Origin of the sequence: Nocardioides mangrovicus (genome assembly GCF_003674065.1) — a bacterium.
GTDB classification, from domain to species: Bacteria; Actinomycetota; Actinomycetes; order Propionibacteriales; family Nocardioidaceae; genus Marmoricola; species Marmoricola mangrovicus.
Genome location: NZ_RDBE01000001.1, coordinates 882,601 through 898,229 on the forward strand (window position 1 = coordinate 882,601; position 15,629 = coordinate 898,229).

General features: G+C 73.5%; 19 protein-coding genes. 14 read left to right on the plus strand and 5 right to left on the minus strand.

Annotation, left to right across the window (positions count from 1 at the left end; all coding sequences use genetic code 11):
• Nucleotides 1-53: 53 nt before the first annotated feature.
• Nucleotides 54-1,103, minus strand: coding sequence for a trans-sulfuration enzyme family protein (locus tag D9V37_RS04375; protein ID WP_121804833.1), 1,050 nt, complete (start codon nucleotides 1,101-1,103; stop codon nucleotides 54-56).
• Between the two features lie 32 nt (nucleotides 1,104-1,135).
• On the opposite strand from D9V37_RS04375, the gene D9V37_RS04380 reads away from it, so the two are divergent.
• Nucleotides 1,136-2,239, plus strand: a complete 1,104-nt coding sequence (locus D9V37_RS04380; protein ID WP_121804834.1) for a D-alanine--D-alanine ligase family protein — start codon at nucleotides 1,136-1,138, stop codon at nucleotides 2,237-2,239.
• Between the two features lie 71 nt (nucleotides 2,240-2,310).
• On the opposite strand, the gene D9V37_RS04385 is transcribed toward D9V37_RS04380, so the two are convergent.
• Both D9V37_RS04385 and D9V37_RS04390 read right to left on the minus strand, forming a co-directional pair.
• Nucleotides 2,311-2,760, minus strand: coding sequence for a DUF3515 domain-containing protein (locus D9V37_RS04385; RefSeq protein WP_121804835.1), 450 nt, complete (start codon nucleotides 2,758-2,760; stop codon nucleotides 2,311-2,313).
• Nucleotides 2,739-2,975, minus strand: a complete 237-nt coding sequence (locus tag D9V37_RS04390; RefSeq protein ID WP_121804836.1) for an Lrp/AsnC family transcriptional regulator — start codon at nucleotides 2,973-2,975, stop codon at nucleotides 2,739-2,741. Before D9V37_RS04390 ends, D9V37_RS04385 begins: the two co-directional genes overlap by 22 nt.
• 63 nt (nucleotides 2,976-3,038) lie before the next feature.
• Here D9V37_RS04390 and D9V37_RS04395 point away from each other — a divergent pair, with 63 nt between their 5' ends.
• Nucleotides 3,039-3,983, plus strand: a complete 945-nt coding sequence (locus tag D9V37_RS04395; protein ID WP_121804837.1) for a thiamine-phosphate kinase — start codon at nucleotides 3,039-3,041, stop codon at nucleotides 3,981-3,983.
• A 22-nt stretch (nucleotides 3,984-4,005) separates the two neighbouring features.
• Here D9V37_RS04395 and rpmB read toward each other — a convergent pair whose 3' ends face one another.
• Nucleotides 4,006-4,197, minus strand: coding sequence for a 50S ribosomal protein L28 (rpmB, locus tag D9V37_RS04400; protein WP_121804838.1), 192 nt, complete (start codon nucleotides 4,195-4,197; stop codon nucleotides 4,006-4,008).
• A 163-nt stretch (nucleotides 4,198-4,360) separates the two neighbouring features.
• On the opposite strand from rpmB, the gene D9V37_RS04405 reads away from it, so the two are divergent.
• The 10 genes from D9V37_RS04405 (at nucleotide 4,361) to D9V37_RS04450 (ending at nucleotide 12,637) form a co-directional block, all read left to right on the plus strand.
• The gene (locus tag D9V37_RS04405) at nucleotides 4,361-5,968 is read left to right on the plus strand and encodes a DAK2 domain-containing protein (RefSeq protein ID WP_121804839.1); all 1,608 of its coding nucleotides are present in this window, start codon (nucleotides 4,361-4,363) and stop codon (nucleotides 5,966-5,968) included.
• Nucleotides 5,969-5,972: 4 nt separating this feature from the next.
• Nucleotides 5,973-8,135 (plus strand): ATP-dependent DNA helicase RecG, encoded by a 2,163-nt coding sequence (locus tag D9V37_RS04410; RefSeq protein WP_121804840.1) that lies wholly within the window; start codon nucleotides 5,973-5,975, stop codon nucleotides 8,133-8,135.
• Nucleotides 8,136-8,232: 97 nt separating this feature from the next.
• On the plus strand, nucleotides 8,233-8,826 hold the full coding sequence (gene rsmD, locus D9V37_RS04415) for a 16S rRNA (guanine(966)-N(2))-methyltransferase RsmD (RefSeq protein WP_121804841.1): 594 nt from the start codon (nucleotides 8,233-8,235) through the stop codon (nucleotides 8,824-8,826).
• 37 nt (nucleotides 8,827-8,863) lie between these two features.
• Complete coding sequence (coaD, locus tag D9V37_RS04420; RefSeq protein WP_121804842.1) at nucleotides 8,864-9,361, plus strand: pantetheine-phosphate adenylyltransferase; 498 nt, start codon at nucleotides 8,864-8,866, stop codon at nucleotides 9,359-9,361.
• A 5-nt stretch (nucleotides 9,362-9,366) separates the two neighbouring features.
• Nucleotides 9,367-9,849 (plus strand): hypothetical protein, encoded by a 483-nt coding sequence (locus D9V37_RS04425; protein WP_121804843.1) that lies wholly within the window; start codon nucleotides 9,367-9,369, stop codon nucleotides 9,847-9,849.
• A gap of 74 nt (nucleotides 9,850-9,923) precedes the next feature.
• Nucleotides 9,924-10,541: a YceD family protein gene (locus D9V37_RS04430; protein WP_232524726.1), complete on the plus strand. Its 618-nt coding sequence runs from the start codon at nucleotides 9,924-9,926 to the stop codon at nucleotides 10,539-10,541.
• 4 nt (nucleotides 10,542-10,545) lie between these two features.
• Nucleotides 10,546-10,731, plus strand: coding sequence for a 50S ribosomal protein L32 (gene rpmF, locus D9V37_RS04435; protein WP_121804845.1), 186 nt, complete (start codon nucleotides 10,546-10,548; stop codon nucleotides 10,729-10,731).
• Complete coding sequence (gene rnc / locus D9V37_RS04440; RefSeq protein WP_121804846.1) at nucleotides 10,686-11,438, plus strand: ribonuclease III; 753 nt, start codon at nucleotides 10,686-10,688, stop codon at nucleotides 11,436-11,438. The genes rpmF and rnc overlap by 46 nt, the downstream gene beginning before the upstream one ends.
• Before the next feature lie 6 nt (nucleotides 11,439-11,444).
• Entirely contained in the window at nucleotides 11,445-12,317 is an 873-nt protein-coding gene (mutM, locus tag D9V37_RS04445) for a bifunctional DNA-formamidopyrimidine glycosylase/DNA-(apurinic or apyrimidinic site) lyase (RefSeq protein ID WP_121804847.1), read from the plus strand.
• 116 nt (nucleotides 12,318-12,433) lie between these two features.
• The gene (locus D9V37_RS04450; protein WP_121804848.1) at nucleotides 12,434-12,637 is read left to right on the plus strand and encodes a hypothetical protein; all 204 of its coding nucleotides are present in this window, start codon (nucleotides 12,434-12,436) and stop codon (nucleotides 12,635-12,637) included.
• Nucleotides 12,638-12,646: 9 nt separating this feature from the next.
• Here D9V37_RS04450 and D9V37_RS04455 read toward each other — a convergent pair whose 3' ends face one another.
• Entirely contained in the window at nucleotides 12,647-13,549 is a 903-nt protein-coding gene (locus tag D9V37_RS04455) for a LysR family transcriptional regulator (protein ID WP_198412349.1), read from the minus strand.
• Between the two features lie 71 nt (nucleotides 13,550-13,620).
• Between D9V37_RS04455 and D9V37_RS04460 the strand changes: the two genes are divergently transcribed.
• Both D9V37_RS04460 and D9V37_RS04465 read left to right on the plus strand, forming a co-directional pair.
• A complete protein-coding gene (locus D9V37_RS04460; protein ID WP_121804849.1) occupies nucleotides 13,621-14,325 on the plus strand; it encodes an aspartate/glutamate racemase family protein in 705 nt (234 codons plus the stop codon).
• A 42-nt stretch (nucleotides 14,326-14,367) separates the two neighbouring features.
• On the plus strand, nucleotides 14,368-15,618 hold the full coding sequence (locus tag D9V37_RS04465; RefSeq protein WP_121804850.1) for an MFS transporter: 1,251 nt from the start codon (nucleotides 14,368-14,370) through the stop codon (nucleotides 15,616-15,618).
• Nucleotides 15,619-15,629: the final 11 nt, after the last annotated feature.

Consider the following 15,629-nt stretch of genomic DNA (forward strand, 5'->3'; position numbering starts at 1 on the left):
CATGGTCGACGCGTTCATCGAGCGCGCCACCAAGCACGAGCGCGACTGAGGCGTCAGGGGCCGTCCAGGCCGGGGAGGAGGTCCTCCCACAGGTCCTCGACGTCCTCGATGCCCACCGAGAGCCGCACCAGTGACTCCTCGATGCTGCGCGACTCGGTGGCCCATCGACGACGGCGCTCGAAGGTGGACTCCACGCCGCCCAGCGAGGTCGCGTGCACCCACAGGGCGGTGGAGGCGACCAGCCGGTCGGCGGCCTCGACGCCGCCGGCCAGCTCGACGGCCACGATGCCGCCGATGCCGGGGTAGCGCACGCGGCTGACCGCGGGGTGCTGCTCGAGGCGTCGGGCGAGCTCGGCGGCGTTGGCCTCGGCGCGGTCGAGCCGCAGGGCGAGCGTGCGCAGGCCGCGCAGCGCCAGCCAGGCCTCCAGGACGCCGGGGGAGCCGCCCTGCAGGTCGCGGCGGGACTTCAGGACGCGGTAGAGCTCGTCGTCGGCGGTCACCAGGGCGCCCAGCAGGGCGTCGGAGTGCCCGGCGAGGTACTTGGTGGCCGAGTGCACCACCACGTCGGCGCCGAGCGTGAGCGGCTGCTGGCGCAGCGGAGTGGCGAAGGTGTTGTCGACCACGACGCGCACCCCCTGCTCGTGCGCGGCCGGGATGATGCTGGCCAGGTCGGCCAGCTCGAGCGCCGGGTTGGTCGGCGACTCCAGCATGAGCAGGGCGGCGTCGTGGCAGGCGGCCACCACCGCGTCGGTGTCCTCGACGTCGACGCGCTCGACCTTCACGCGGCCACGCAGCTCCAGATCGTCGAGCAGCCCGAGCGTGCCCTGGTAGGCGTGGCGCGGGGCGACGACCCGCTCGCCGTCGGCGACCAGGTCCAGCAGCGTGCCGGTGGCCGCCTGGCCGCTGGCGAAGGCCAGCGCCCGCCCCTGCTCCAGCGCGCCGAGGGCGTCCTCGAAGCCGGTCCACGTGGGGTTGCCGTACCGGCCGTACTCCAGGTCCCCGCCGGCCACGTAGGTCGAGGCCGGCGTCAGCGGCACGTTGAGGGGCTGGTCGGGGGTGTGCGGCGGACGGCCGGCGTGGACGGCGATCGTGTCGGGTCGCATGCCCAGGAGCCTAGGCACCTAGGGTTCGGGGCATGAGTGGCAAACCGCGGGTGGCGGTGGTGTTCGGCGGACGCAGCAGCGAGCACGCGATCTCCTGCCTGACCGCGGGCAGCGTCATCGCCGCCATCGACCCCGAGGCCTACGACGTCGTGCCGGTGGGCATCGCCCGCGACGGCCGGTGGGTGCTGGAGAGCGGTGAGTCCGACCGGCTGCAGATCGGCTCCGGCGGGGCGCTGCCCGAGGTCGACGCGACGCGGCCGCTGATCCGGCTGCACCAGAGCGGGCTGGTGGTCAACGACGCGGCCGACGTGCCCAGCGAGCTCGGCGATGTCGACGTCGTGATGCCGCTGCTGCACGGGCCGTTCGGCGAGGACGGCACGCTGCAGGGGCTGCTGGAGATGGCAGGCGTCCGCTACGTGGGTGCGGGCGTGCTGTCGTCGGCGATCAGCATGGACAAGCACTACATGAAGGTGGTGCTGCAGTCCGCCGGTCTCCCAGTGCTGCCGCACGTGCTCATCACGCCGCGCGGCTGGACCGAGGACCCCGAGGCGTGCCGAGAGAGCGTGCGGGCGCTGGGGTTCCCGGTGTTCGTCAAGCCGTGCCGCGGCGGTTCCTCGATCGGCATCTCGCGCGTCGACGACGAGTCCGGGCTGGATGCTGCGGTCGAGGCCGCGCGCGAGCACGACCCGCGGGTGCTGGTGGAGGCCGGCGCGGGTGAGGGGTGCCGCGAGCTCGAGTGCGGGGTGCTGGAGAGTCTCGACGGAGCGCCCCAGGCCAGCGTCGTCGCCGAGATCGTGGTGGCCGGCGACCATGCCTTCTACGACTTCGAGGCCAAGTACCTGCCCGACCAGGACACCCTGGCCAGCATCCCGGCCGACCTGCCCGACGACGTCGCCGACCGCGTCCGGGCGATGGCGCTGCGGACCTTCGCCGCCGTCGACGCCGAGGGCCTGGCCCGGGTCGACTTCTTCCTCCAGCCCGACGGGACGGTGGTGGTCAACGAGCTCAACACCATGCCCGGCTTCACCCCCACCTCGATGTTCCCGATGGTCTGGAAGGCCGCGGGGATCGACTACCCCGCCCTGGTCGATCGACTGCTCCGGCTCGCGCTGGCCCGGGAGCCGGGCCTCCGGTAAGCGGGGTAGTCAGAGACGACATGGTTGCCCTCGGACCGTTCCGACAGCCATGTCGTCTCTGACTATCCCGCCTACGGGCAGACGTCGGTCTTCCGCAGATGTTTCTTGAGCACCGGCCCGAGGTCGACGAGGGCGGCGGTGGAGGGCCAGTAGGCCTTCGGGATCTCGACGCGCACCCGGGGGCGGCGGTCGACGGTCGTGGCGGTGACGGTGACAGGGGTGGAGCCGAGCTGGTCGCTCGGGACGAACCAGCCGACGCCGTCGACCACCTGGCAGGTCGAGGTGGCGGTGAACCCGTCCGGCTGGCCCACGCCGCAGGACAGCTCGACGGCCGGGTCGCCCCAGGACGCCGTGGTGGCGGAGTAGTCGGCCAGCGCGCGGCCGGCGACCCGGTGCGGCAGCGACGAGGTCAGCGACCGGCACGCGGTGCTGTCCTTCTCGGACAGGTCCGGACCGCCGCAGCCGGCCGGTACCGCCAGGCCCAGCAGCAGGAGCAGCGTCAGATGTGGACGACGGGGCACGTCAGGGTGCGCGTGATGCCCTGCAGGGTCTGCACCTTGGCCACGACCAGCTTGCCCAGCTCGTCGACGTTGCGGGCCTCGGCGCGCACGATGACGTCGTAGGGACCCGTGACGTCCTCGGCCTGGACGACACCCTGGATGCCGGCGATGGCCTCGGCGACCTCGGCCGCGCGACCCACGTCGGTCTGGATCAGGATGTAGGCCTGCACCACCATGTGCGCCTCCTCGAACGGCTCGGGGGGTGAACTGCTGCGCAACCTACACGCTTGGATGGAGCCATGCCCGACCAGACCCTGGCCGACGTCGGTGAGTTCGGCCTGATCGCCCGCATCGCCCCGCTGTTCGCCCAGGGCGAGCACGTGCTGGTCGGCCCCGGCGACGACGCCGCGGTCGTCCGCACCCGCCGCGGCCACGACGTCGTCTCCACCGATCTGCTGGTCGAGAACCGGCACTTCCGCCGCGAGTGGGCCAGTGCGGAGCAGGTGGGCCGCAAGGCGGCCGCGGAGGCGCTCTCGGACGTCAACGCCATGGGCGGGCGGACGCATACCGTCACCGTCGGCCTCGCGGCGCCCGCCGACCTGCCCGCGCAGTGGGCCGTCGACCTGGCCGCCGGGATCGCCCAGGAGTGCGAGGTGGCCGGGGCGAGCGTCGTCGGCGGCGACGTCACCCGCGCCGACCAGGTGGTGGTCGCGATCACCGTCATCGGCTCGTGTGAGCTGGCGCCGGTGCTGCGCAGCGGGGCGCAGCCGGGTGACGTGGTGGCGCTGGTGGGCCGGCAGGGCTGGGCGGCCGGTGGGCTGGCGGTGCTGACGCGCGGCTTCCGCTCGCCGCGCGCTCTGGTGGCCGCCTACCAGCGCCCCGAGCCGCCGTACGAGCAGGGACCGCTCGGGGCTGCTGCCGGCGCGACGTCGATGATCGACGTCTCCGACGGGCTCCTGGCCGACCTGGGGCACGTCGCGAGCGCCAGCGGGGTCGCCATCGACGTCCACACCGCCGGCTTCGAGCTCGACGAGCCGCTGCAGGCGGTCGGGGCCGCCCTCGGCGTCGACCCGATGCAGTTCGTGCTCAGCGGGGGAGAGGACCACCCGCTGGTGGCGACCTACCCCGGCGCCGATGCCGTGCCGGAGGGCTGGCGGGCGATCGGGACCGTCGCCTCAGGCGAGCCGCAGGTCACCGTCGACGGCGAGGCCTACGAGGGCGCCCGCGGCTGGGAGCACTTCTAGAAGCGCCCCGGTCCAGGCTGGTTCAGACGGCGCGCTGGACCTTGCCGGCCTTGATGCAGCCGGTGCAGACGTTGAGCCGCTTGGGCGTGCCGTTGACCACGGCGCGCACCCGCTGGATGTTGGGGTCGAAGCGACGCTTGGTGATCTTGCGCGACCACGGCCGGTTGTTGCCGAAGCCGGGCTTCTTCGCGCAGATGTCGCAGACGGCGGCCACGGATACTCCTCGATGACGATGAACGTTCGAACGCCCTGACCGCGGGACGGGTGACACCGCGCTGGGGCAACCGCACAAGACTAACCGAGACGGTGTGCGGGACCCTAATCGTCTCGCACTAGCCTCACAGCAGCCGCAGGACGTCGACCAGGGAGGAGATCGCGTGCAGCACCCGTTCGACGCGAGCGTCCTGACCCGGTTCGCCGACCTCGCCGTCGACTCCCTCGGCGCCGCGCGCGAGGAGATCGACGCGCTCAACGTGTACCCGGTGCCCGACGGCGACACCGGGACGAACATGTTCTTGACGCTCGAGAGCGCCCGCGACGCCCTGGTCGAGCGGCTGCGCACCGACGCCGAGCTCGCCCCCGCACTGGCGGCGTACGCCCGCGGTGCGCTGCTGGGGGCCCGGGGCAACTCCGGGGTGATCCTCTCCGAGCTGGTCGGGGCGCTGGTCCGGCGCGTCTCGCGGGCGCGTCCGGGCGATCGGCCCGAGCAGGTCTGGGCCGAGGCGCTGCGAGCGGCTGCCGACGCCGCCTGGGCGGCGGTGGGCACGCCCGTGGAGGGCACGATCCTCTCGGTGGCCGCCGCTGCGGCCGAGGCCGCCGAGAAGACCGCCGCCGACCCCGCCGCCACGCTCGAGCGGGTCGTCCACGAGTCCGGCCGCGCCGCGCACGAGGCGCTGCTGCTCACTCCCGACCAGCTGCCGCTGCTGCGCGACGCCGGCGTGGTCGACGCCGGCGGCCGTGGCCTGGTGGTGGTGCTCGACGCCGTGGAGGCCGTCGCCACCGGTCGCCGTCCACCGGCCCCCGCGGCCCGGGCCATCCCGGTGCTGCCGGCGGGCTCGGCCGGCGACCTCAGCGAGGAGGGCCCGGCGTACGAGGTCATGTACCTGCTCGACGCCGAGGAGGACCGGATCCCCACGCTGCGCGCCGCCCTGGCCGGGCTGGGCGACTCGCTGGTGGTCGTCGGCGGGGAGGGCCTGTGGAACGTGCACGTGCACGTCGACGACGTCGGTGCCGCGGTGGAGGCGGGCATCGCCGCCGGCACCCCGCGCCGGATCCGGGTCACCCACTTCGCCGAGCAGGTGCGCCGCGCGGGCTCGCGGGTGCGCAGCGGCCGCAAGGTCGTGGTCGTCGCCGCGGGGGAGGGGCTGGCCACGATCTTCGCCGAGGCCGGCGCGGTGGTGGTGCCCGGCGGCCCGGGCCGCCGGCCGTCCACCGGCGAGCTCCTGGCGGCCATCACGGGTTGCGGGGCCGAGGAGGTGATCGTGCTGCCCAACGACCACGACTCGGCGGCCGTCGCCCAGGCCGCCGCGCGGACCGCGGCCGACCAGGACGTCCGGGTGGTCGTCGTGCCCACCAGCGCCCAGGTGCAGGGCATCGCCGCGATGGCCGTGCACGAGCCCGGCCGTGCGTTGGAGGCCGACGTCGTCGCGATGACCTCCGCGGCCCGCCACGCCCGTCACGCCGCCGTCACCGTGGCCACCAAGCGGGCGATGACCAGTGCCGGACCCTGCGAGCCGGGTGACGTCCTGGGCGCCATCGAGGGCGACTTCGTGGCCGTGGGTGACGACCTCGCGGCCGTGGCCCGCGGCCTGGTCGACCGGCTGCTCGACAGCGGCGGCGAGCTGGTGACGCTGGTCGCCGGCGAGGGCGGCGCGGAGCTGGTGGTCGAGGTGGAGGCGCACGTGGAGCGGCGCTTCGCCGGCGTCGACGTCGTGGTCTACGACGGCGGGCAGGACCGCTACCCGCTGCTGCTGGCGGTGGAGTAGCGCGATGGCGGTCAGCTGGGACTCGCCGATCGCGGCCGTGGCCGGCAAGGAGGCCAAGAAGGTCGAGCAGGACCTCGGCGTCGCCACGGTGGGCGACCTGCTGCAGCACTACCCGCGCAGCTACGTGGCCAAGGGCTCGCTCAGCGAGCTCGACGACCTCGAGCAGGGCGACCACCTCAGCGTCGTCGGCGAGGTGTCGAACGCCCAGACGCGCACCTTCGTCGACCGCCGCAGCGGCCACACCCGCTACCGGACGCTGGTGACGGTCAAGGGCACCGGCGGGCGGTTGGCGCTGACCTTCTTCGACGCCAACAAGCGCACCGCCGACTGGCGCATCAGCGAGCACCGCATCGGCAGCTACGGCCTGTACTCCGGCCGGCTGAAGTGGTTCAACGACGCCTGGGAGCTGATCAACCCGCAGTCCAAGGTGTTCTCGGCCGAGGGCACGGCGAGCGAGGCCCTCGACGCGCTGCCGGACCTGATCCCGATCTACCGGGCCGCGGGCAAGGTCGAGACCTGGCACATCCAGGACGCCGTGGCGCTCGCGCTGACGCTCGTCGACGACGTCCCCGACGTGCTCCCGGCCGAGGTGGCCCGCGCCGCCGACGTGCTCGACGCCGCCACCGCGCTGCGGCTGATCCACCAGCCCGACACCTGGCAGCAGGTCAAGGCCGCGCAGAAGCGGCTCAAGCTCGACGAGGCGCTGGTGACCCAGACCGTGCTCGCCCAGCGTCGCGACGTCCTCTCGTCGACCACCACCACGGCCCGCGCGGGCCGCGACGACGGGCTGCTCGACCGGTTCGACGAGCGGCTGCCCTTCGAGCTCACCGACGGCCAGCGCTCCGTCACCGACGACCTGCTCGCCGACCTCGCCCGCGAGCGGCCGATGCACCGGCTCCTGCAGGGCGAGGTGGGCTCGGGCAAGACCGTCGTCGCGCTGCGGGCGATGCTGCGCGTCGTCGACTCCGGCGGCCAGGCCGTGCTGCTGGCCCCGACCGAGGTGCTCGCCCAGCAGCACGAGCGCTCGGTGCGGGCGATGCTCGGCCCGCTGGCCGAGGCGGGCCAGATCGGCGGCGATGCCGACGGCACCCGGGTCGCGCTGCTCACCGGCTCGCTCACCGCCGCCCAGCGCAAGCAGGCACTGCTCGACGTCGCCAGCGGCGAGGCGGGGCTGGTGATCGGCACGCACGCGCTGCTGCAGGACACCGTGCAGTACGTCGACCTCGGCCTGGTCGTCGTCGACGAGCAGCACCGCTTCGGCGTCGAGCAGCGGGCCGCGCTGACCGCCCGCTCCGACACCCCGCCGCACGTGCTGGTGATGACCGCGACGCCGATCCCGCGCACGGTCGCGATGACGGTCTTCGGCGACCTGGAGACCTCCGTGCTGCGCGACCTGCCGCGCGGTCGGGGCGAGGTGCAGTCGACCGTGGTGCCGGCGGGCCAGGAGGCGTGGATGGAGCGGGTGTGGTCGCGCATCCGCGAGGAGGTCGCGGCCGGCCGGCAGGCGTACGTGGTGTGCCCGCGGATCGACGCCACCGACGACGAGGAGGACTCCGGCCTGGCCGCGGTCGAGGAGCAGGTGGTCGAGCTCGCCGACGGCCCGCTCGCCGGGCTCGGCGTGGCGAAGCTGCACGGCCGGATGGCCCCCGACGATAAGGACGCCACGATGCGCGCGTTCGCCGCCGGCGAGGTCGACGTGCTGGTCTCCACCACCGTCATCGAGGTCGGCGTCGACGTCCCGAACGCCACGGTGATGGTGATCCTCGACGCCGACCGGTTCGGCGTCTCGCAGCTGCACCAGCTGCGCGGGCGGATCGGGCGCGGCGGCCACGCCGGGCTGTGCCTGCTGGTCACCGGGGTCAAGGCGGAGTCGCCCTCGCTGGAGCGGTTGCAGGCCGTCGCCGGCACCCGCGACGGCTTCGAGCTGGCCGAGGTCGACCTGCGCCAGCGCCGCGAGGGCGACGTCCTCGGCACCCGGCAGTCGGGCAAGCGGCAGACGCTGCGGCTGCTCTCGGTGCTCGACGACGCCGACGTCATCGAGACCGCGCGCGGCATCGCCACCGACCTGGTCGCCGCCGACCCCACCCTCGCCCACCACCGCGACCTCGCCGCCGCGGTCCGCTCCCTCGCCGAGTCCGAGGCGGCCGACTACCTGGACAAGGGGTGAGCGTGTCCGTTTCCGCGATAGTCAGAGACGAAATGGCTGTCAGAACGGCCCCCGAGCAGCCATCTCGTCTCGGACTATGCCGCCGGGGCGGGCGCCGATGACCCGGATCATCGGGGGGGAGGCGAGCGGCCGGCGGCTCCGGACGCCGGCGGGGGACCGCACCCGGCCGACGACGGACCGGGTGCGCGAGGCGCTGTTCTCGGCGCTGGAGTCGGCGGTGGGGCCGCTGGCCGGGCTGCGGGTCCTGGACCTGTACGCCGGCTCGGGCGCGGTGGGGCTCGAGGCGGTCTCGCGGGGGGCGGCCTGGGCGAGGCTGGTGGAGTCCGACCGACGCACCGCGCGCACGGTGCTGGCCGCGAACGTCCGCGACGTCGGTCAGGGGTGCGCCGAGGTGGTCGACCTCCCGGTCGCCCGGGCGCTGGCCGAGCGCGCGGGGGAGCCCTACGACGTCGTCTTCGCCGACCCGCCCTACGAGGTCTCGAACGCCGACGTCGAGCAGGTGCTGGGACTGCTGGTCGACCACGGATGGCTGGGCGAGGCGGCGGTAGTGGTGGTCGAGCGCTCCAGCCGCGACGAGCCGTTCACCTGGCCGCCCGGCGCCCTGGAGCCGCTGCGCTCACGGGCCTACGGGGAGACGACGCTGTACTGGGCCAACTCGACACAGAAACATTGGACCTTCACCATAGGTTGAGGCTGTCGGCTCAACGGTCGAAAGGGAGGCGTCGAGGATGCGCAAGGTGGTCTGCCCGGGGTCCTTCGACCCCGTCACGAACGGCCACATCGACATCATCGGACGGGCTTCGCGGCTCTTCGACGAGGTCGTCGTCGCCGTGGGGGTCAACAAGTCCAAGGCGTCCTCCCGGCTGTTCAGCGCCGAGGAGCGGATGGAGATGCTGGAGAAGGTCGTCACCGACTACCCCAACGTCAGCGTCGCCGGCTTCGAGGGCCTGCTCACCACCTTCTGCCAAGAGCGGGGCATCACCGCGATCGTCAAGGGGCTGCGCGCGGTCACCGACTTCGACTACGAGCTGCAGATGGCACAGATGAACTCCAGCCTGGTCGACGTCGAGACCGTCTTCATCCCCACCAGCCCCGAGTACTCCTTCCTGGCCTCCTCGCTGGTCAAGGAGGTCGCCACCTTCGGGGGCGACGTGTCGCGGCTGGTCCCGCCCGACGTGCTGGGCCGGCTCACCCAACGCCTCACCGAGCGCCGGGCGCAGAGTTGAGCGCCGTGGTGGTCCGGACCCCCGAGCCCGACGACGGCCTCTCCGCCGAGCTGCGCTCGCGGCTGGGGGCGCTGCGGTCTCAGCTGCAGCAGGCCCCGACGCGACGCTTCTCCGCCGCCGAGGTGGTCGTCGATCGCGCCGAGCTGCTCGACCTGGTCGACCAGCTCGAGCAGGCGGCCCGGGTCTCGGTGCAGGCGGCGGCGACGGTGGTGCGGCACCGCAACGAGGTGCTGGCCGCGGGGCACGCCGAGGCGGCCAAGCTCGTCCACAGCGCCGAGCTCGAGCAGGAGCGCCTGGTCAGCGACACCGAGGTGTTCCGCCGCGCCACGCGGCTGGCCGCCGAGCGCGAGGCCGAGGCCGAGCAGCGGGCGGCGACCCTGCGCCGCGAGACCGACGCCTACGTCGGCGACCGCCTCGCCCGGCTCGAGGAGACGCTGACCCACACCCTCGACGCCGTCCGCCGCGGTCAGCAGCGGCTGGGCGGATGAGCCGCCGTTTTGGCTCACCGCCCGACGCCCGGATAGACTCTCCCGGTTCTGTTCCAGTGCCAAAGCCTTCGGACGTGAGTTCCCTGAGCAGGCCATCGACGACCTCGAAGGGTCTGGACCCCAGAGCGCCGCTCGTGCTCGACACCCGCGAGCTCGGCCGCCGCCCTGGGTCCCAGCGACGGACCTCGTTCGATGCCGAGGCACCGGCAGGACTCGGCATCGAGGTCCTCCGTGTCCCCGACGGCGCGCCGGTCCACCTGGACCTGCGGCTCGAGGCGGTCATGGAGGGCGTGCTCGTCACCGGTGAGGCCCAGGCCGAGCTGGAGGGTGAGTGCGTACGGTGCCTGGAGCCGATCGAGGACAGCATCGCGGTCGACTTCCAGGAGCTGTTCGTCTACGACGACCCGGAGAACAGGGGCGACGAGGACGACGAGGATGTCAGCCGGCTCGAGGGCGACCTGCTCGACCTGGAACCGGTGCTGCGGGACGCGGTGGTGCTGGCACTGCCGTTCCAGCCGCTGTGCGGTGAGGACTGTCCCGGGTTGTGTCCCGACTGCGGGGCGCGGCTCGCCGACGATCCTGACCACGCCCACGACGCACCGATCGACCCGCGGTGGGCGCAGCTGCAGGAGCTCGCAGGACCAGCACCACACGAAGACCCGGCCGGGCAGCCCGGCCCCGACAAGGAGTGACCCAGTGGCAGTCCCGAAGCGCAAGACCTCGCGCAGCAACACGCGGCACCGCCGTTCGGCCTGGAAGACCACCGCGCCCTCCCTGGTGACCTGCGCCAACCCGGCCTGCGGCAAGAAGCACCTGCCGCACCGCGCCTGCCCCGAGTGCGGGCAGTACGGTGCCCGCGCCGCCCGGCGTCAGGTGATCTGACGCTGTACGCCGAGCTGCGAGCGGCGCTGGGCGAACCCGAGCTCACCGAGGAGTTGCTCGAGCTCGCCCTGACCCACCGCTCGTACGCCTACGAGCACGGCGGGCTGCCGACCAACGAGCGGCTGGAGTTCCTCGGCGACTCCGTCCTCGGCGTGGTCGTCACCGAGACGCTCTACCTGACCCAGCCCGACCTGCCCGAGGGGCTGTTGGCCAAGCTGCGCGCCGCGGTGGTCAACGCCCGCGCGCTGGCCGGAGTCGCTCGCACCCTGGGCCTGGGCGAGCACATCCACCTCGGCAAGGGCGAGGAGGCCACGGGCGGGCGCGAGAAGGCCTCGATCCTCTCCGACACCGTCGAGGCCGTCATCGGCGCGATCTACCTCAGCGGCGGTTTCGTCGAGGCCGGCGCCGTGGTGCACCGGCTCTTCGACCCGCTGCTGGCGCAGGCCGCCGGTCTGGGCGCCGGTCTGGACTGGAAGACCAGCCTGCAGGAGCTGGCCAGCCTCCACGACCTGGGCGTGCCCGAGTACGTCATCGAGGACGAGGGTCCCGACCACGAGAAGACCTTCACCGCCCAGGTGCGCGTGGGCGAGCGGCTGCACGGCCACGGCGTCGGCCGGTCGAAGAAGGAGGCCGAGCAGCAGGCCGCCGAGACCGCCTACCGCACGCTGACCGAGGAGTACGCCACCGCGGCCGAGCCCACGGCGTAGCCGGCGATGCCCGAGCTCCCCGAGGTCGAGGTCGTCCGGCGCGGCCTCGAGGCCCACGTGCTGGACCGCGAGATCGCCACGGTGCAGGTGCTCCACCCACGCCCGGTGCGCCGCCACCTGGCCGGACCCGAGGACTTCGCGGCCCGGCTCGTCGGGCATCGCTTCACCGCGGCCCGCCGCCGCGGGAAGTACCTGTGGCTGCCCACCGAGAGCCACGACGCCATGCTCGCCCACCTCGGCATGAGCGGCCAGATGCTGGTGCAGCCGGCCGGGGCCCCCGACGAGCGGCACCTGCGGGTGCGGTTCGGCTTCACCGGAGGCGGCCCCGAGCTGCGGTTCGTGGACCAGCGGATGTTCGGCGGGCTCTCGTTCGCCGAGGGCGGTGCCGAGCTGCCGCACGAGATCGTCCACATCGCCCGCGACCCGCTCGACCCCGCGTTCGACGACGACGACTTCGTGCGACGGGTGCGCCGGCGGACGTCGGGTATCAAGCGGCTGCTGCTGGACCAGCAGCTGGTCTCCGGCGTCGGCAACATCTACGCCGACGAGGCATTGTGGCGCGCACGGCTGCACGGCGAGCGCCGCGGCGACCGGCTGCGTCGCGCCGACGTGCAGGCGGTCCTCGACGCCGCGCGCGAGGTGATGACGCTGGCCCTGGGGCAGGGCGGCACCTCCTTCGACGCCCTCTACGTCAACGTCAACGGCCAGAGCGGCTACTTCGACCGCTCGCTGCACGCCTACGGGCAGGAGGGGCGTCCCTGCGACCGCTGCGGCACGCCCATCCGCCGGGTCGCGTTCACCAACCGCTCGTCGTTCTACTGCCCGGTCTGCCAGCCCGCACCCCGTCGCCGTGCTGGCCGCCCACCTAGCGGCAACTGAGAGTTCACCGCGACGTTTGGACTTCCCGCCGAGGGCATGGGACTCTTGGAGACGGCCTCATTCGGCCCGGCGGTGATCCCGCCGGAGCCGATGTACATCGTCGTGAGAGGACATCCATGGCCAAGGCACTGCTCGGCCACCTGGGCGGCACCGACCCCCGTGTCACCGCCCGTCTGGCGTCCGAGAACCGCCGGCTGCGTGAGCGCGTCGCCGACCTGGAGGCGTACGTGCTGCGTCTCCAGGCCGAGAACGACCAGCTCGTCGCCGTCGCTCCCGAGCTGGAGCACCAGCTGCTCGACGAGAGCATGCAGCCCGCATAGGTTCCCCCGTCACGTCCAGCGCCGCGCGGCGGCGCTGATCGTGGCGTGCAACGCCGCCGTCGCCGGCACCTGCTCGGCCCCGGCGCGGTACACCAGCCCCACGTGGCGCTCGCCCAACCCCGGCTCGAGCGACGGCAGGTCGACGACCTCCACCTCCGGGTGGCGGTGGGCCAGCAGCGCCGAGTGCGGCAGCACGGCCACGCCGAGCCCGCGCGCGACGAGGTTCTGCACCACGACGTAGTCGTCGGTGACGTGGCGCAGCTGCGGGGTGAACCCGGCGGCCTCGCAGCACGCCACCAGGTGGCTGCGGCACCGCACGCACCCGCCGATCCAACTGGCTTCGGCCAGGTCGGCCAGGTGCGCCACGCGGGTGCCGGGCGGCAGCACCAGGTGCACGGGCTCCACCAGCAGCCGCCGCCACACCAGCGACCCGACGCCCTCCGGTGGTCCGTCGTAGCCGAAGACCAGCGCCAGGTCGGCGTCACCGGCGCTCACCGCCGCCAACGCCTCGGGCGGCTCCCCCTCGTCGAACCCGACCTCGACCGCCGGGTACGCGGCGGCCAGGGCGTCCACGGCCACCGGCACCAGGGTCGCGGCGGCCGAGGGGAAGGCGACCAGGCGGACCCGGCCGGCCCGCAGCTCGGTGAGCGCGGCGAGCTCCTCGTCGGCCGCGTGCAGCTCGGCGGCGACGACGTCGGCTCGTCGGACCAGGACCTCTCCGGCCTGGGTCGGCGTCACGCCGCCCGGGCCGCGGACCAGCAGCGGTGCGCCGACGTCGCGCTCGAGCCGGGCCAGGTGCTGGCTGACGGCGGGCTGGGTCCAGCCCAGGTCGCGGGCCGCGGCACTGATCGACCCGGCGCGCACGACGTCGCGCAGCAGCAGCACGCGGCGGGGGTCCAACCGGGGTGCCATCACCGCACCTTATGGCAACCCAAGGCAGTCAAGGGCTTCCTTGGGTCGACAGCAGGTCCCACGCTGGCGGCATGCGGACGATCGGCCTCATCGGCGGCATGTCGTGGCACTCCACGATGACCTACTACCGGCTCCTCAACGAGCAGGTCGCGGCCCGCCGCGGTGGGCACGCCTCGGCTCGGGTGGTGCTGCAGTCGCTGGACTTCGCCGAGGTGCGCGACTGTCAGGTGCGCGGCGACTGGCAGGGCTCCGGTGAGCTGCTGGCCGACGCCGCACGCCGCTGCGTCGCCGGCGGGGCGGAGCTGCTCGCGATCTGCACCAACCTGATGCACAAGAACTTCCCCCAGGTGGAGCAGGCGGTGCCGGGCGTCGAGGTGGTCCACATCGCCGACGCCGTCGCGGCCTGCGGCTACCGCCGGCTGGGACTACTCGGCACCCGCTGGGTGATGGAGGAGACCTTCTACGCCGACCGGCTGGCCCGGCACGGCGTCGACGTCGTGGTGCCCGACGAGGCGGGCCGCGAGCTGGTCGACCGCGTGGTCTTCGACGAGCTCACCCAGGGCGTGTTCCGCGAGGAGTCGCGGACGGCGTACCTGAAGGTGATGGACGACCTGGCCGCCCAGGGCGCCGACGGCATCGTGCTGGCCTGCACCGAGATCGGGCTGCTGGTGCCCGCCGAGCTCGCGCCGCTGCCGGTGGTGGACTCCGCCGTCGCCCACGCCACCGCGCTCGCCGACCGGGCCCTGCTGGCCCCGGCACCGCTCGCCGCCGGATAACGGTTCGACCCCGTCGTCGTCGGCGGGTAGACCTCTCTGCTTGTGAGCGCGCTCGTCGAGGCCGTCGTGCCGGTTCGGCTGGGTCGGTCGTTCCGGTGGCTCCTCGCCTCGTCGTGGACCTCGCAGCTCGGCGACGGGATCGCGCTGGCCGCCGGCCCGCTGCTGGTGGCCTCGCAGACGTCCAACCCGACGCTGGTGGCGTCGGCGGCCCTGCTCCAACGGCTGCCGTGGCTGCTGTTCGCCCTCTACGCCGGTGTGCTCGCCGACCGGCTCGACCGGCGCCGGCTGGTGGTCGTCGCCGACGGGTTGCGGGTGGTCGTGCTGGTCGCCCTGGTGACCACGCTGCTCACCGGCACGGTGAGCATCGCGGTGGTGCTCGCCGCGATGTTCGCGTTGGGCACCGCGGAGGTCTTCGCCGACACCGCGACCTCGGCCCTCCTGCCGATGGTGGTGGCCAAGCGCGACCTCGGCGTCGGCAACGCCCGGCTGATGGGCGGCTTCCTGGTGCTCAACCAGCTGGTCGGCGCCCCGCTCGGAGCCGCGCTGTTCGCCGCCGGACGGCACTGGCCGTTCCTCACCCAGGCGGTGTGCGTGGCGCTGGGCGTCGTGCTGGTCTCCCGCGTGAGGCTGCCCGCGCACGGCACGGCGGGGGAGCCGCGCCACATCGCGGCCGAGGTTCGCGAGGGCTGGCGCTGGGTGTGGCACCACCGTCCCGTGCGGACCCTGGCGCTGACCATCTTCACCTTCAACGTGACCTGGGGCTGTGCATGGTCGGTGCTGGTCCTCTACTCCCGCGAGCGGTTGGGGCTGGGCGAGGTCGGCTTCGGGCTCATCACCACCGTCATCGCGGTCGGCGGCATCGCGGGGACGCTCTCCTACGGCCGGCTGGAGCGGCGGGTGCCGCTGGCCGGCGTCATGCGCGGGGTGCTGCTGACCGAGACGCTCGTGCACCTGGTGCTGGCGCTCACCTCGTCGGTGCCGGTGGCGATGGTCGCGTTCCTCGCCTTCGGCGTCGAGGCCTTCGTCTGGGGCACCACCGCCAGCAGCGTCCGGCAGCGGGCGGTGCCGACGCAGGTGCAGGGCCGGGTGGGCAGCGTCTACATGGTCGGGCTGCAGGGCGGGTTGGTGATCGGTGCCCTGCTGGCCGGCCCGCTGGCCCACGTCTGGGGCATCACCGCGCCGTTCTGGTTTGCCTTCGCGGGCTCGGCGCTCTTCCTCGCGCTGATCTGGCGCGAGCTGGGCCACGTCGCGCATGCGGACGAGGAGACCCTCGCCGCGGAGGCATCCGGATAAGGTGGTGGACC